Origin of the sequence: Halorubrum sp. F4 (assembly GCF_027257195.1) — an archaeon.
GTDB lineage: Archaea > Halobacteriota > Halobacteria > Halobacteriales > Haloferacaceae > Halorubrum.
In genome coordinates this window covers 690,065-704,817 of sequence record NZ_JAPDFS010000001.1, presented here as the reverse complement: position 1 = coordinate 704,817, position 14,753 = coordinate 690,065, and the positions used below count along the sequence as shown (strand labels likewise).

The 14,753-nt window shown below is 69.1% G+C and carries 12 protein-coding genes; 3 read left to right on the top strand and 9 right to left on the bottom strand.

Translation table 11 applies throughout. The annotated features are described in order from the left end of the window. The first annotated feature begins 101 nt into the window (after nt 1-101). Complete coding sequence (locus tag OKW78_RS03580; RefSeq protein ID WP_281193931.1) at nt 102-1,067, top strand: D-2-hydroxyacid dehydrogenase; 966 nt, start codon at nt 102-104, stop codon at nt 1,065-1,067. 3 nt (nt 1,068-1,070) lie between these two features. On the opposite strand, the gene OKW78_RS03575 is transcribed toward OKW78_RS03580, so the two are convergent. Continuing rightward, nucleotides 1,071-2,555 (bottom strand): M20/M25/M40 family metallo-hydrolase, encoded by a 1,485-nt coding sequence (locus tag OKW78_RS03575; RefSeq protein WP_281193930.1) that lies wholly within the window; start codon nt 2,553-2,555, stop codon nt 1,071-1,073. 254 nt (nt 2,556-2,809) lie between these two features. Between OKW78_RS03575 and OKW78_RS03570 the strand changes: the two genes are divergently transcribed. Beyond that, the gene (locus OKW78_RS03570; protein WP_281194143.1) at nt 2,810-4,318 is read left to right on the top strand and encodes an MATE family efflux transporter; all 1,509 of its coding nucleotides are present in this window, start codon (nt 2,810-2,812) and stop codon (nt 4,316-4,318) included. A gap of 11 nt (nt 4,319-4,329) precedes the next feature. Here the strand turns inward: OKW78_RS03570 and OKW78_RS03565 are convergent, their stop codons facing one another. From OKW78_RS03565 to acs (OKW78_RS03535), 7 genes are all read right to left on the bottom strand, one after another. Next, a complete protein-coding gene (locus OKW78_RS03565; RefSeq protein WP_281193929.1) occupies nt 4,330-4,587 on the bottom strand; it encodes a hypothetical protein in 258 nt (85 codons plus the stop codon). Nucleotides 4,588-4,696: 109 nt separating this feature from the next. After that, entirely contained in the window at nt 4,697-5,158 is a 462-nt protein-coding gene (locus OKW78_RS03560) for a universal stress protein (protein ID WP_281193928.1), read from the bottom strand. A 3-nt stretch (nt 5,159-5,161) separates the two neighbouring features. After that, entirely contained in the window at nt 5,162-6,928 is a 1,767-nt protein-coding gene (locus OKW78_RS03555; RefSeq protein WP_281193927.1) for a VC_2705 family sodium/solute symporter, read from the bottom strand. Continuing rightward, the gene (locus tag OKW78_RS03550) at nt 6,925-7,365 is read right to left on the bottom strand and encodes a DUF4212 domain-containing protein (protein WP_281193925.1); all 441 of its coding nucleotides are present in this window, start codon (nt 7,363-7,365) and stop codon (nt 6,925-6,927) included. Before OKW78_RS03550 ends, OKW78_RS03555 begins: the two co-directional genes overlap by 4 nt. Nucleotides 7,366-7,470: 105 nt before the next feature. Continuing rightward, a complete protein-coding gene (gene acs, locus OKW78_RS03545; RefSeq protein WP_281193924.1) occupies nt 7,471-9,465 on the bottom strand; it encodes an acetate--CoA ligase in 1,995 nt (664 codons plus the stop codon). Between the two features lie 131 nt (nt 9,466-9,596). Further along, nucleotides 9,597-11,498 carry a bacterio-opsin activator domain-containing protein gene (locus tag OKW78_RS03540; protein WP_281193923.1) on the bottom strand — a complete coding sequence of 634 codons (1,902 nt, stop codon included), beginning with the start codon at nt 11,496-11,498 and terminating at the stop codon, nt 9,597-9,599. A gap of 147 nt (nt 11,499-11,645) precedes the next feature. Further along, on the bottom strand, nt 11,646-13,607 hold the full coding sequence (acs, locus tag OKW78_RS03535; protein ID WP_281193922.1) for an acetate--CoA ligase: 1,962 nt from the start codon (nt 13,605-13,607) through the stop codon (nt 11,646-11,648). Between the two features lie 176 nt (nt 13,608-13,783). Here acs (OKW78_RS03535) and OKW78_RS03530 point away from each other — a divergent pair, with 176 nt between their 5' ends. Continuing rightward, the gene (locus tag OKW78_RS03530; RefSeq protein WP_321169318.1) at nt 13,784-14,092 is read left to right on the top strand and encodes a hypothetical protein; all 309 of its coding nucleotides are present in this window, start codon (nt 13,784-13,786) and stop codon (nt 14,090-14,092) included. 104 nt (nt 14,093-14,196) lie between these two features. On the opposite strand, the gene OKW78_RS03525 is transcribed toward OKW78_RS03530, so the two are convergent. Further along, complete coding sequence (locus tag OKW78_RS03525) at nt 14,197-14,661, bottom strand: MGMT family protein (protein ID WP_281193921.1); 465 nt, start codon at nt 14,659-14,661, stop codon at nt 14,197-14,199. Between the last annotated feature and the right edge of the window lie 92 nt (nt 14,662-14,753).

Sequence of the window (14,753 nt, the reverse complement as noted above, 5' to 3'; positions counted from 1 at the left end):
GGTGTACCCGTCCCGCTCCCGACACGAGCGCGGATTTATTTCTGTCGCCCCATATCCGGATGTATGACCGGATCCGTTCCTGAAATCCGTGGTGACGCCCGATGACCGACGCTCCCGACGTGGTCGTGCTCCGACGAAGCGCTCACGGGATGGACACCGAGGAGTACGCGCGGGAGCTCCGGAGCCGTCTCCCGGATCGGACGGTGGCGCGGGCGGCGACGCCGGCCGAGGAGCGGGAGCTCGTCGGGCGGGCCCCGGTGGTGACCGGCCACCGGCTCCCGCCGGCGGTCCTGGAGGCCGCGGAGGCGATGGAGTACTTCGCGTGCGCCTCCGCCGGAACCGGTCACCTCCCGCTCGAGACGCTCGCCGAGCGCGGCATCGCCGTCTCGAACGGGTCGGGCGTTCACGGCCCGAACATCGCCGAGTACGTCCTCGGACAGCTCCTGGTCTTCACCCGCGACTTCCATCGGTCGTGGCGGCAGAACGAGAAACGGGAGTGGCGCCACCACCAGTCGCGGGAGCTGAAGGGGGACACGGTGACGATCGTCGGGCTCGGCGCGATCGGTCGGGAGGTCGCCCGTCGGTTGCCGCCGTTCGGCGTGGAGACGGTCGGCGTTCGGTACACTCCCGACAAGGGAGGTCCGACCGACGAAGTGATCGGGTTCGACCACGACGCGTTCCACGAGGCGCTCTCGCGGACCGACTACCTCGTGATCGCCTCCCCGCTCACGGCGGAGACGAGGGGGCTGGTCGGAACGGCGGAGTTCGAGACGCTCCCGTCGAGCGCGGTCCTGGTGAACGTCGGTCGCGGTCCGATCGTCGACACCGACGCGTTGCTTTCGGCGGTCCGAACGAACCGCCTCCGGGGTGCCGCACTCGACGTCACGGATCCGGAGCCGCTCCCGGCCGACCACGACCTGTGGGGGTTCGACAACGTGTCGATCACGCCCCACAACGCCGGTCACTCGCCCGAGTACTACGCCCGACTCGCGGAGATCGTCGCGACCAACCTCGAACGGGCCGAGGAAGCCGGCGACTACGGGACGATCGAGAACCGCGTGGCGTAGGGATCAGCGCGAGCCGAGCGACCGGATCACCCGCGCGCTCGTCCGGATCCCGTTCTCGAAGCAGTCGACGTCGAGGTGCTCGTTCGGCGAGTGGTTCCCCTGGTCGTGGTTGGCGTACGGGACGACGAGCACGGGGACGTCCGCGAGCGCCTCCACCTCGCGGAAGTAGGCGGCTGGCAGGCTCCCGCCGAGCACGGGGAGTTCGACCACCTCCTCGTCCCACACCGTTTCGAGCGCGTCGCGGACCGGCGCGGCCATCGGCGTGTCGACCGGCGTCTTCATCGGCGGGAACGTGCCGTGTTTCGCCACCTCGACCCGCGGCTCGCGCTCGCGGAGGTGGCTCCGGACCGCCTCGAAGACGGCGTCGGGGTCCTGGTTGGGGACGAGCCGGAAGTCGAGCTTCGCCGACGCCGTCGCCGGAAGGACGGTCTTCATCCCCTCGCCCTGGTAGCCGCCCGAGAGCCCGTTGATCGTCATGGTCGGGCGGGTCAACAGCCGCTCATAGTAGGGGTCGTCGGTGACGAAGCGGTCGACGTCCAGTTCCTCGCGGATCGCCTCGCTGTCGTCGGGGATCGCCGCCACGAGCTCGCGATCGGCGTCGGTGATCGCGGTCCCGTCGTGGAAGCCGTCGACGTCGACCCCGTCGCCGTCGTCCGCGCGCATCGACGCGAGCAGTTCGACGAGTCGGTTCGTCGCGCCGGGGACCGGTCCGCCGAAGTTGCCCGAGTGGAGGTCGGTGTTCGCGGTCCGGAGGTCGACCTGGACCGAGAGGACGCCACGGTTGCCGTACATCAACGTCGGCACGCCCGCGCGGACGCCGTCCTCGCCCGCGACCGCGTGGCGCGGCCCGTCGGCGACGTACACGAGGTCGACGTCGGCGAGGGCGTCGGGTTGGCTCCGGAGGTACTCGCGGAGCCCGGCGCTCCCGCTCTCCTCGCCGCCCTCGATCAGCAGTTTCACCGTCACGTCCGGGAACGCGTCGGCCGCGAGGAGCGCGTCGACCGCGAACGCGTGGGCCGCGAACTGGCCCTTGTTGTCGCCCGAACCGCGGGCGTAGATGGAGCCGTCGCGGATCGTCGGCTCGAACGCCGGCGACTCCCAGGCGTCGACGTCGCCCGGCGGCTGGACGTCGTAGTGGCCGTAAAAGAGAACGGTCGGCACGTCGTCCCCGGTCTCGGCAGCGTCGCCCGTGTCGTCGGCGTCGTCCTCGTCACCCACGGGACCTCGCTCCGCGTACACGAGCGGGTATCGCTCGGTGTCGATCCGTTCCGCGTCGAGCCCGGCGTCCTCGAGGACGTCGATCACCAGATCCGCGGCGACATCCATTCCCTCCCCGGTCGTCGAGACGCTGGGTTGGGCGAGTAGCTCGAAGAGGCGGTCGCGATACGCGTCGACCCGTTCGTCCACCGCCGCCGCGAGCGCGTCGTTTCCGTCCGATACCCCGCCGTCCGTGCGCGCCCCGTCGTTCGCGTGTTCCTCGTCGTCCATGTCGAGTCCGACGTCGGGGCGGGTCCTCGTCCTTGCGGTCGCGGCACCGGTGTCCGGGAGGTGAGCGAGGTCTCGGTCGCTTCGCTCCGGGACAGCTTGCTCCGCGGGTCGCTTCGCTCCCCGCTCCGCCACGAGGTCTCGGTCGCTTCGCTCCCTCGACCTCGCTTACCCCGCCGGCTCCCGAAAGATTAGGTCGGATGCGCCCTACTGGCCGGACGGACCTCCCCGTGGGAAACGACGACGCCCGGGTCGACATGACGACGGGAGCCATCTCCCCGAAGCTGTTCGACCTCGCGTGGCCGCTGGTGCTCGGTAACCTCCTCCAGACGCTGTACAACCTCGCGGACATGTTCTGGGTGGGACGCGTGAGCACCGACGCGGTCGCCGCCGTCTCGCTCATGTTCCCGCTGTCGTGGCTGTTCGTCTCCACCGCGATGGGGCTCACCGCCGCGACGATCGCCTTGGTCTCCCAGCACGTCGGCGCGGGCGAGGACCGCCGGGCGGACGAGATCGTCGCCCAGACGGTGTTGCTCGCGATCGTCGTGAGCGTCGTCCTCGCGGCCGTCGGATTCGCGGCACGTCACTGGCTGCTCTACTGGATCGGCGCACGCGACGCGGTGTTCACGGAGTCGCTCGCGTACATCGAGGTGATCTTCCTCACGCTGCCGCTCACCTTCCTCTTCTTCGCGTTCCGCGCGTCGCTCCAGGGAGCCGGCGACACGCGGACCGCGATGTGGCTCGTCGCGATCTCCGCGGCGCTCAACATCGTCATCGACCCCGTCTTCATCCTCGGCTGGGGGCCGATCCCGGCAATGGGGACCCGTGGGGCCGCGATCGCGACGTTCATCGCCCGCCTGTTCGCGACCGCGGTCGGGATCTGGATCCTGCTCCGGGGTGACTGGGGCGTGAAGCTCTACGTCCGCGACCTCCGGCCCAACCCCGAGATCCTGCGGAAGCTGATCGATGTGGGATATCCGGGGACGCTCGACGGATGGGCGCGGTCGTTTGCGGCGGTCGCGATGGCGGCGCTCGTCGCGCGGTTCGGTCCGGCCGCGACGGCCGCGTACGGCATCGGCGTCCGACTGATGTCGATCTCGTGGGGCGTCGCCGGCGCGGTCGGCCAGGCGACCGCGACCGGCGTGGGACAGAACCTCGGCGCGGAAACGCCCGACCGTGCGGCCGCAGTCACGCGCGCGGCCACCGCCGGGACGATGGGGCTGCTCGCGGTGGCCGGCGGACTCGTCTGGGTGTTTCCGGGAGTCGCGATGGGCGTCTTCGTCGACGACCCGGCGACGATCGCGGAGGGGATCGGATTCCTGCGGATCGTCGCGCTCTCGTGGGCCTTCTTCGGCGGCCTCATGGTTATCCAGGGCGCGTTCCGCGGCGCGGGTCACACCAAGGTGGCGATGGCGCTGTCGCTGCTCTCGCGGTGGATCTTCCGGATCCCGGTCGCCGCACTCTTAGCGTTCGGAGCCGTGAGCGTCACCCTCGGCGGGTTCTCCGTCGGCCCGCTCGCCGTCCCCGCCTTCGAGGTCGGTTACACGGGACTCGCCTGGGGAGTCGAGGGGCTCTGGTGGGCGTACACGACGGCCGCGGTCGTCTCGTTCGTCCTCGGCGTGGCGTGGTTCCGGCGGGGAACGTGGACGGAGGGGGTCATCGACGAACCCGGGGAGACGGCGATCGACCCGGACGCGGACTCCTCCGTCGCGGTCGGAGACGACGAGGAGAACGCCGAGGCGTCCGCCGAGACGCTCGACGATTGAAACCGCGGTGACTACCGCCGTTCCTTCGCCATCTCCAGCGAGACGAAGAAGCCGAAGTACGCCGGGATCCCGGCGAGCAGGAACATGTACAGCACCCACTGCGGGGCGCTCGCGAACGCGAAGTCGTAGAGGAGGGAGGTGAGCGTCACCCACACGACCGCGAACACGAGGTCCTGTAGCATGCCGTTCCGATTCTCGCGGACGTGCGACCCGACGCGGTCGAGGAGGGTGTCCTCGTCCGGTTCATCGGTCGGTTCGGTCCCGGTCATGCGTGAGCGTGTCGGTCGGGGTACGTCGGTGTTCCGGAAGCGAAACGCGTCGACGGCGGGAGACGGATCGACGCCCGGTCGCGGGGCGGAAGCCGTCCAGGGCCGCGAGTCAGTCCTCGTCGACGTAGTCGACGACGAGGACGGGGACGTGCGTCGAGCGCAGCGTACGCTCCGTGACGCTCCCGAGGAGCGCACGCCGGACGCCGGCCCTGCCGTGGCTCCCCATCACGATGAGGTCGATCCCGTGGTCCTCGGCGTAGTCGGCGATCACCTTGTGCGGCCGGCCGCCCGAGACGTGCTCGACGACGTCGACGCCCCGTTCGGATCCACGCCCGGCGACCACGCCGGTCGCCTCGTCCGCCCGCTCCTTCAGCTCCTCCATCTCGTCGAACCGACCCTGTTTGAGCCGGTCGACCTGTTCGGTTCCGAGACTGAAGTTCACGGAGTCGATGTCGACCACGTACAGCGCGTGAACCTCGGCGTCGTACTGCTCCGCGAGGTCGAGCGCGTGGTCGACGGCCGCCTCCGCGACGTCGCTTCCGTCCGTGGGAATCAGGATGCGTTCGTACATGGATCACTCCTCCGTGGCCGCGTCGTCAGTTGCCTCGTCCGTCGTGTGGTCGCCGTCGGTGCCCGCGTCGTCGACTGCGCGGCCACCGTCGGTCGCCACCTCCTCGCCGCCGTCGGCGACGACGTCCTCGGCGGTCTCCTGTTGCCCCATCGGCTCGGGGCTGTGACACTGCCGGACGATCCGCTTCGTTTCGAGCGACGGCTCGTCGGTCGCCATCGAGACGACGATGGTGACCACGAACACGACCGGGAGGGTGATCAGCGCCGAGCCGATGGCGGGCATCCACTGGGCCAGTCCCGCCGACAGCGGCGCCTCGAGCGATCCGATGTACGTCGGGACGATCTCGTTGATCATCGGGACGGACCAGAGCGTCAGCCCGGTCGTCATGCCGGCGAGCGCCCCCTGTCGATTGGCGTTCTCCCACCACATGCCGAGGAAGAACATCGGGAACAGGACGGAGCCAGCGAGCGAGAACGCGTATCCCACGAGCGCAGCGATCGACGACGCGGGATTGAGCGCGGCCAGCGTGGTCAGCGCGCCGAGCGCGACGATCGAGAGGCGGCCGACGAGGATCTGTTGACGCTGTGTCGCGTCCTCGTTGATGATGTTCATGTAGATGTCGTGACTGATCGCCGACGATCCGGCGATGAACAGACCGGCGACCGTCGCGATCGCCGCGGCGATACCGCCCGCCGCGACGATGCCGACGAACCAGTCCGGTAGTCCGGACAGCTGTGCCGCCAGCACGACGATGACCTCGCTGGCCGCGCTCGTCATGCCGGGATCGCCGTACGTCGCGCCGACGTTCTGGGAGTAGAGGTCCGTACCGAACGCCGCGAAGGCCGGCGCGCTCCAGTACAGGATACAGATGAAAAAGAGGCCCCAGACGGTCGACCATCGAGCCGTTCGTTCGGTTTCGACCGTGTAGAACCGGACGAGCACGTGCGGCAGACCGCAGGTACCGAAGATGAGCGAGAAGGTGGTGGCGACCCAGAGGTAGTAACTCGAGGACGCGAACGGCTCGGAGAACTCGCTGCCGAGCTGATTGATCAGCGCGCCGTACTCGAGCTGCGGCAACACCGTGGAGTAACCGTTGGTGTAGCCGACGACGAACAGTCCGATGATGAACGCGAGAATGAGGATGACGTACTGGACCGCCTGGTTCTTCGTGGCGCCCAGCATCCCGGACAGCGTCAGGTAGCCGACGGTGACGACCATCATCGCGACGACCATCACCTGATAGCCGTCCAGGCCGGGGATGAGTCCGCCGTAATCACCGAAGATGTACAGGCCGACGAGCGCCATGCCCTTCGCCTGCCCGATGGCGTAGACGAAGCCGATGAGGAACGTCGTCACCGCCGCGATGGCGCGCGCGGTGTCGGAGTTGAATCGGTCCCCGACGAAGTCCGGCGCCGTGTACTTCCCGAACCGGCGCAGCTGCGCGGCGAGGAAGATGAGGAGGATGAAATACCCCGTCGTCCAGCCGACGACGTACACGAGCCCGTAGAACCCCGCTAACGCGATCGACGCCGCCATGCCGAGGTACGAGGCGGCCGACATCCAGTTCGCCCCGATCGCCATCCCGTTCTCGACGTTCCCGATGGATCGGCCCGCGACCCACATGTCGTCGGTGTCGGCGACGCGGAAGACGAAGCCGATCGTGAGGAACAGCCCCAACATCGCGAGCACGAGGATCGACGGCGCCAGCTTGAACGAGATGTCGAGCGCCTCCGGAAGGAGGGACTCCTGTAGGAGGACCGCTCCCGTCATTCGTCGGGTCCTCCGTCCGTCGCCGCGGCCTCAGCGCCGCTCGCGGTCTCCGTGTCGGGGGCGTGATCGATGCCGTACTTCTCGTCGAGCGCGTCCCGCTTGCGGGAGTACCAGAACGCGAGGATCAGCGCGCTGGTCGGCGCGCCGAACGCGACGAGGAAGTAGTGGAGCGGGAAGGCTAAGATCGGCATCTGGCTCGTCATCACGTCGGGTGCGAGTCTCGTCAGCGTTACGGGACCCCAGATCGCGAGGACCCACACGGCGAACCCCGTCCAGACGATGCGGAGGTGATCGCGCATGTACGGGGTGCTCGGGCTGAGGATGTTCACCTCCGAGTCGAGGTAGTTCGTGTCTCGATGTGCCTGTGCGGCTCCGGCCGCGACGCCGCCGTCGGTCTCGGTGGCGTTCGCTCGGTCGTGCATGTCGTTATCTGTCATGATGTGATCCGTACGTCTTCGCGGATGGTCCTCGATCGATGCGTCGGGGATCGGTTCGGTCGAACGCGATCCGGTCCGGACGGGGCCGGACCGGAGAAACGGTCGTCAGTCGTCGTTCGCTTTGGCTTGGATCTCCTCGACGATCTCGGGGTTACGAAGCGTGCTGGTGTTGCCGATCTCCTCGCCGTCGGCGATATTCTCGAGCAGTCGCCGCATGATCTTTCCCGACCGGGTCTTCGGGAGGTCCGGGCTGAAGACGATCCGCTCGGGGCGGGCGATCGGACCGATGGCGTCCTCGACGCCCGCGACGATCCGCTCGCGGAGTTCGACGTTCCCCTCGTAGCCGTCCTCCGTGATCACGTAGGCGTAGACGGCCTCGCCCTTGATGTCGTGGTTCCCGCCGACGACCGCGGCCTCGGCGACCCCCTCGACGCCGACGATCGCCGACTCGATCTCCATCGTGCCGAGCCGGTGGCCGGAGACGTTGATCACGTCGTCGACGCGGCCGAGAACGGTGATGTAGCCGTCCTCGTCGATCTTCGCGCCGTCCTCGGGGAAGTACACCCAGTCGTCGGGGTCGTTCGAGTCCGTGTCGGAGTACTCCGCCCAGTACTCCTCGATGAACCGCTCGTCGTTCTTGTACAGCGTCCGGAGCATTCCGGGCCACGGCTTCTGAACGGTGAGGTAGCCGGCCTGTCCGGCCTCGATCTCCTCGCCTCTAGTGTCGAGGATCTCCACGTCGAGCCCCGGCAACGGCGGACCCGCGGAACCGGGCTTCATGTCCTTGACGCCCGGCAGGGTGGTGATCATCATTCCGCCCGTCTCGGTCTGCCACCACGTGTCGACGACGGGACAGTCCTCGTCGCCGATGTGCTTGTAGTACCACTTCCAGGCGCGCGGATTGATCGGCTCGCCGACGGTCCCGAGCAGTCGGAGACTCGAGAGGTCGTGAGCGTCCGGGTACTCCGAACCCCACTTCATGAACGCGCGGATCGCGGTCGGCGCGGTGTACAGCTGGGTCGCCTCGTACTCCTCGACGACCTCCCAGAGGCGATCACGGTCGGGGTGGTCGGGCGTCCCCTCGTACATCATCGTCGTCGTTCCGAGCGCGAGCGGTCCGTAGACGATGTAGGAGTGACCCGTGATCCAGCCGATGTCGGCCGAACAGAAGTACGTGTCCTCGGGTTTGACGTCCAGTACCGCCTGCGAGGTCCACGAGACCCACGAGAGATAGCCGCCCGTGGTGTGTTTCACGCCCTTCGGTTTCCCGGTCGTCCCGGAGGTGTACATCAGGAAGAGCATGTCCTCGGCGTCCCGGGTGACGGGGTCGACCTCCGCGCCGGCGTGCTCCTCGACGAGGTTCCCGTAGTCGAGCTGGTCGTCGCCGAGGTCGTGGCCGAAGTCGTCGTCGTTGGGGCCGAGTCGGTCGACGACGACGGTCGTGGTCCCGTGGTCGACGTTCGCGAGCCCCTCGTTGGCCTTCTCGAGGTGGTCGAGCGGGTCGCCACGCCGGTAGTAGCCGTCACACGTGATCAGGTACTCGGAGTCGGCCGAGTTCATTCGCGTCGCGAGCGCCTCCGCGGAGAACCCCGCGAAGACGACGCTGTGGGGCGCGCCGATGCGTGCACACGCCAACATCGCGACCGGCAGCTCCGGGATCATCGGCATGTACATCGTGACCACGTCGTCCTCCTCGACGCCCATGTCCCGTAGCGCGGCCGCGAACTCGTTGACCTCGCGGTGGAGCTCCTCGTAGGTGTACGTGCGGTTCTCCTCGTCGACGGGCTCGCCGACCCACTCGATGGCGGCCTCGTCGCCGCGCTCCTCGAGGTGTCGGTCGAGGCAGTTCGCCGAGGCGTTCAGCTCCCCGCCCGTGAACCACTCGTAGAAGGGCGGGTCGTCGTCGTCGAGCACCTGATCGTAGTCCGTCTCCCAGTCGAGCAGCGACGCGGCGGCCTCCCAACACTGCGGCCAGTTCTCGTCGAACGTCTCGTAGATGTCCGCGTCCGATACGTTCGCCTGCTCGACGAACGAGTCGGACGGCTCGAACACCTCCTGTTCCGCCAGTCTCGCTTCCAGTTGTCCGTCTTCCTCTGTCATGGGTCCGATCGTATACTCCGAAAGGGCCTACATAAACAACCACCCTAAATACGAAAAATCGTGAAGGATACGGGCGGGGAGGCGGGATCGATGGTCGGAGCCGGAGCCGAGGGGTCGACTCCGGAGAGCGTTCACGGGGGGGCCCGTCCATCGCGACGGTCGCGATCCCGTCCATCACGCTCCTCGAAGAGCGTCTCGAGGAGGGCTCGCTCCGCCTTCCGGAGGTGGTTGTGGAACGTCGGCGAGGAGACGTCCATGGCGTCCGCGACCTCCTCGGCCGTGCTTCCCCGCGGCCAGTCGAAGTAGCCGCTGTGATACGCCGCCGACAGCGTCGCCCACTGGCGGTCGGTGAGTCGGTCGGCGACGCCCTCCCGTAACGCCGACTCGGTTCGGGGGGAGCGCGCGACCGACTCCTTGCTCACGAGCCGCGCGTCCGGGAACGACCCCCGGAGCCCGTCCGCGATCCGGCGGACGTCGGTACCGTCGGGGAGGGCCGCGACGACTCGGACCTCTCCCTCCGTCGCGACCGCGTCGTCGACCGCCGCGCCGCGCTCGGTCAACGTCCGGACGAACGACCCGCCGGTCACTCGAACCGACACGGAACACCCGTCCTGGCGGGTCTCGATCACCCGTATCTCGGACGCGCCCGTCGTCCCCTCGACCGCGTCGGCGACCGCCCGGGTCCCGGCCCCAGTCACGCGGAGATACCACCGCGAGGCCGCCGCCGAGACCGCGACCGTCGAATCGAGTTCGATCCGGCAGTCGAGCGCGGCGCTCGCCGACGCGAGGAACGCTGCCGACGACGACGTGCGGAACTCGACTTCCGTGACCGCGTCCGAGTGGAGCAGTTCCCGCCACCGCCCGGCCGCGACCGCCCAGCCGAGACAGCGTCCGAGCGCCCCGACCGCCCGTCGTTCCGTCGGCGTCACCGGCGCGTCGGCCGCGAGGAGACACAGCGTTCCGTAGGCGGTCCCGCGATACGCGATCGGGGCCGCGATCCAGGCCGCTTCGTCTCCCTGCTGGTTCCCCTCCTCGTCGACGACCGGCCCGGCCGCCCCGGCGGTCGTCGTCTCCCGATCCGCGATCGTCGCGTTCCACGGCGGATCCGAGCCGTCCGTCTCGGCCGGCACGGTCACCGCCGCCGGAACCGAGCTCGGCTCCACGTCCCCGGCAGCCGCGAGGAAGTCGTCGCTCCGTCCGCCCGTCGATCGGCCGCGGACGACGCACGCCCCCCGCCAGCGTTCCCCGTCGGTCACCCGCTCGACGACCGCCTCGAACGACGTCTCTCCGCCGGGAGCGTCCACGATCGCCTCAAATGCGGCGAGGAGCGGGGATTCCCCGTCGGATCCGGATCGATAGGCGCGCGATCCTTCGTCGCCGTCGACCCGAGGGCTCCCGTCGATCCGAGCGCTCCCATCGATCCGAGCGCCCCCATCGTTCCGGTCGGCCCCATCGATCCGGTCGGGCACGGAAACTCGATCGCCCCCGGCGACCGCCGTGGCGATCGCCTCCCCGTCGAGCGGGTCCAGGTGGGGATCCAACGCGTCCATCGTCTTCCACCCGCCCGCCTCGCGGACCACGTGCGGGTCGACCCCGCGGTCGACGAGCAGCCGTCGGGCGAAGACGCGCCGCAGATCCCGTGGCGTGACCGACGCCAGGGACGGGTCGTTCCGACGCTCCCCGGCCCGCTCGGCGGTCTCGCGCACCAGCATCTGGACGCGACGCGTGGAGACGTCCACGAACGGCTCGTCGGACGCGATCCCCTCGCTTTCGGCGTACCGCCGGAGCGCCGCGGAAAGCGACGCCGGGATCACGGTCTCGCGGTCGGTCCCAGCCCGGTCCTCCGTCGGGACCGAAAGGAGATACGTCCCGGGGGTCGACTCCGACTCCCGGCGGTCACGGGGGCGGACGCGCGTGATCTCGGCGGTACGGAGGCCGGCCTCTCCGGCGAGCCGGACGACGATCGCCGCCCGATGCGTCTCCGCCGCCGTCACCAGCGCGTCGTACGCTTCGGAGGGGATCGTCTCGGCCATTCGTTTCGTATCTCTCCGATGGACCGAAACTAGATTCTTGTGATAGCTGGTCGGTACACGGCTCGCAAACCGAGATCGGCCACAGCCTCGATCGATCCCCTCCTTAGAGGACGATATCTCGTTTCGCTTCTCACTCTGCATACGAAATCACTCCCCGTCGCGAACGGTGGACTCGATCTCGCCGACGACCTCGGGGTTCCGCAGCGCGCTCACGTCCCCGAACTCCTCGCCGCGGGCGATGTCCTCCAGCAGTCGACGCATGATCTTGCCGGACCGGGTCTTCGGAAGCTCGGGGGTGAAGACGATCCGGTCGGGCCGGGCGACCTCCGCGACGACGCCGGCGACCTCCGCCGTGATCGCCTCCCGGAGGGCGGCGTCGGGGTCCACGTCGCCGCGGGTCGTCACGTACCCCACGACGCCCCCGTCGTCGTCGCCGACGACCGCCGCCTCGGTGACGCCGTCGACGGCGACGATCGCCGACTCCAGCTCGGCGGTGTTGAAGCGGTGGGCCCGGACGTTGATCACGTCGTCGACGCGACCCAGGATCGTCACGTACCCGTCCTCGTCGACGGTCGCGCCGTCGCCGGTGCGGTAGCGCCACCCGTCCTCGCCTTCGACCCAGTACTCCCGCCGGTACCGCTCGTCACCCTCGCGCAGTCCGCGGAGCATGCCGGGCCACGGCGACGCGAGCGTCAGATAGCCGGTCTCGCCCGGCTCGACGGGGTCGCCGTCGCGATCGACGACGCGGGCGTCGATCCCCGGCAGCGGCGGGCCGACCTTCCCGGGCTTCATCGGCGTGACGCCCGGCAGCGTCGCCAGCGTGATCGCGCCGGTCTCCGTCTGCCACCAGGTGTCGACGACGGGGACGTCGCCCCCGCCGACGTGCTCGTGGTACCACCGCCACGCCTTCGGCGTGATCGACTCGCCGACGGTTCCGAGCAGCCGGATCGAGGAGAGGTCGTGGGCCTCCGGGTACTCCACCCCCCACTTCATGAACGAGCGGATCGCGGTGGGAGATGTGTAGAAGACGCTGACCGCGTTGCGTTCGATCAGGTCCCACACGCGGTCGCGGTCGGGGTAGTCGGGCGATCCCTCGTAGAGCACCGTCGTCGTCCCGACCGAGAGCGGGCCGTACACCCCGTAGGAGTGGCCGGTGATCCAGCCGATGTCGGCGGCACACCAGTAGGTGTCGTCCGGCCGGACGTCGAGGACGTTCCGGGTCGTCCACGCGACGTGCGAGAGGTAGCCGCCCGTGGCGTGCTCGACGCCCTTCGGTCGCCCGGTGGTTCCCGAGGTGTACATCACGAAGAGCAGGTCGGTCGCGTCGCGGGCGACCGGCTCCACCGTCTCGCCCTCGTGTTCTCCGATCAGCGTCCCGTAATCGTGTTCGTTCTCGCCGAGGGGTATCTCGAGCTCGTCGCCGAGGCGGTCGACGACGACCGTCGCCGCGAGGTCGGCGTCGGCCCGGAGCCGGGCGTTGTCCGCGCGCGACTTCTGGTTGAACGCGTCCTCCCGCCGATAGTAGCCGTCACACGTGATCAGATATCCGGAGTCAGCCGCGTCGATCCGCGTCGCGAGCGCCTCCGCCGAGAGTCCGGCGAAGACGACGTTGTGGGGCGCGCCGATGCGCGCACACGCGAGCATGACGACCGGCAGCTCCGGGATCATCGGGAGGTAGAGGGTGACCACGTCGCCCTCGCCGACGCCCAACTCCCGGAGCCCCGCGGCGGCGGCGTTCACCTCGCGATGGAGGTCCGCGTAGGTGTACGACCGGCGCTCGCCGCGCTTGCCGAACCAGCGGATCGCCAGCTGGTTGCGCCGCTCCTCGAGGTGGCGGTCGAGACAGTTGACCGAGGCGTTGAGCCGGCCGTCGGGGAACCACTCGTAGAAGGGGGGATCGCCGTCGTCGAGCACCGTCTCGGGGTAGCGCTCCCACTCGAGCAGGTCGGCGGCTGCCCGCCACGCGTCGGGCCAGTCGGTCGCGAACGAGTCGTACACGTCGGCGTCGGCGACGGCGGCCGATTCGCGGAACGCCTCCGGCGGATCGATCGTCTCCTCGCCGCCGGACGGATCCCTCGCGTGCCGGCCGTCGGCCCCGGCGTCGTCCATACGGGTACTCCAGACCGGAGGACCGTATACTTTGTCCGCCCTTCCCCGACCACCTCCTTCTCCGGATCGGCCCCTCCGCTTCTCCCGTCCACGGCCGCCGTCGAACCCGAGCCGATCGTGTGGATCCGATGCTTTCGTACCCAACATTTATTGCCGGTAGTTTCGCATGTTAACACGTGATGAAACGGAGCGGCAGGTACGTCGTCGTCAGGGTACGGAACGATCACGACGCGATGACGGTCCGGGACCCGTCCCGGAACAGCACGTTTCACGTGGTCGAATGCGATGGCGAGGAGTTCGAGGACCTACTCGACGAGGTCGACCTCGGCGACGTCGTCCGGCTCGACCTCCGCCGGGTCGGGCGTCGCGGGAACGCCTGGTGTGTGATGAACGCGAGCCCTGCGGGTGACGCGACGCCGGTCGTCGGCGAGGAGGAGAACCCGCTCTCAGAGGGCGAGGAGGCGGACCCGGTCGTCGGCTGTTGAAGGGACGGCCGAGGTGGCGGGCGAGAGGGTCGGCACGGCCGCCGCGACCGCCCCGCCACGACTGCCGCGACCGCACGTCGCGATCCGCACGGCCGTCCCGCCGACTACAACCCCTCGACCCGCCGGAGCGTCGTCCGGACCTTCCCGGGGGTCGCGTACGGGCCACCCTCCACGCGGTGGTCCGGGAGGACGATCGGGAGCGGGTTCTCGCGGAGCGCCCGCGTCACCAGCTCGAGGTCCTCGGCGTCGTTGTCGTCGAGTCCGGCCAGTCGCGTGAGCCGACTCACTGACGAGGACTCTCCGACGGGTAGCTCACGGAGCGCCTCGAGCACCCGTCGCTCGTCGGTCGGGACGGTGAGCCCGATCTCGACGTCGTCGAACCGCTCGTCGCCCGCCGCGAGGTGGTCGCCGATCCGGTCGAGAACCGGGTGATCGCCCTCGGCGTCCTCGGGGACCCGATCGGGGAACGACACCGCGATCAGCTTCCCGCCGGCGAAGCCCGCCTCGACCGCTCGCCCGATCGCGTCGTACTCGCGCGCGAAAACCCCGGAGGTACCGGTCGTGGACATACGTTCCGGTGTGCGCCCGCGACGGTTAAACCGACCGAGGCGCCCCGTCGTCGGGGACCCGTCCCCGCAAGCCTTATGTACAGATACGTTCA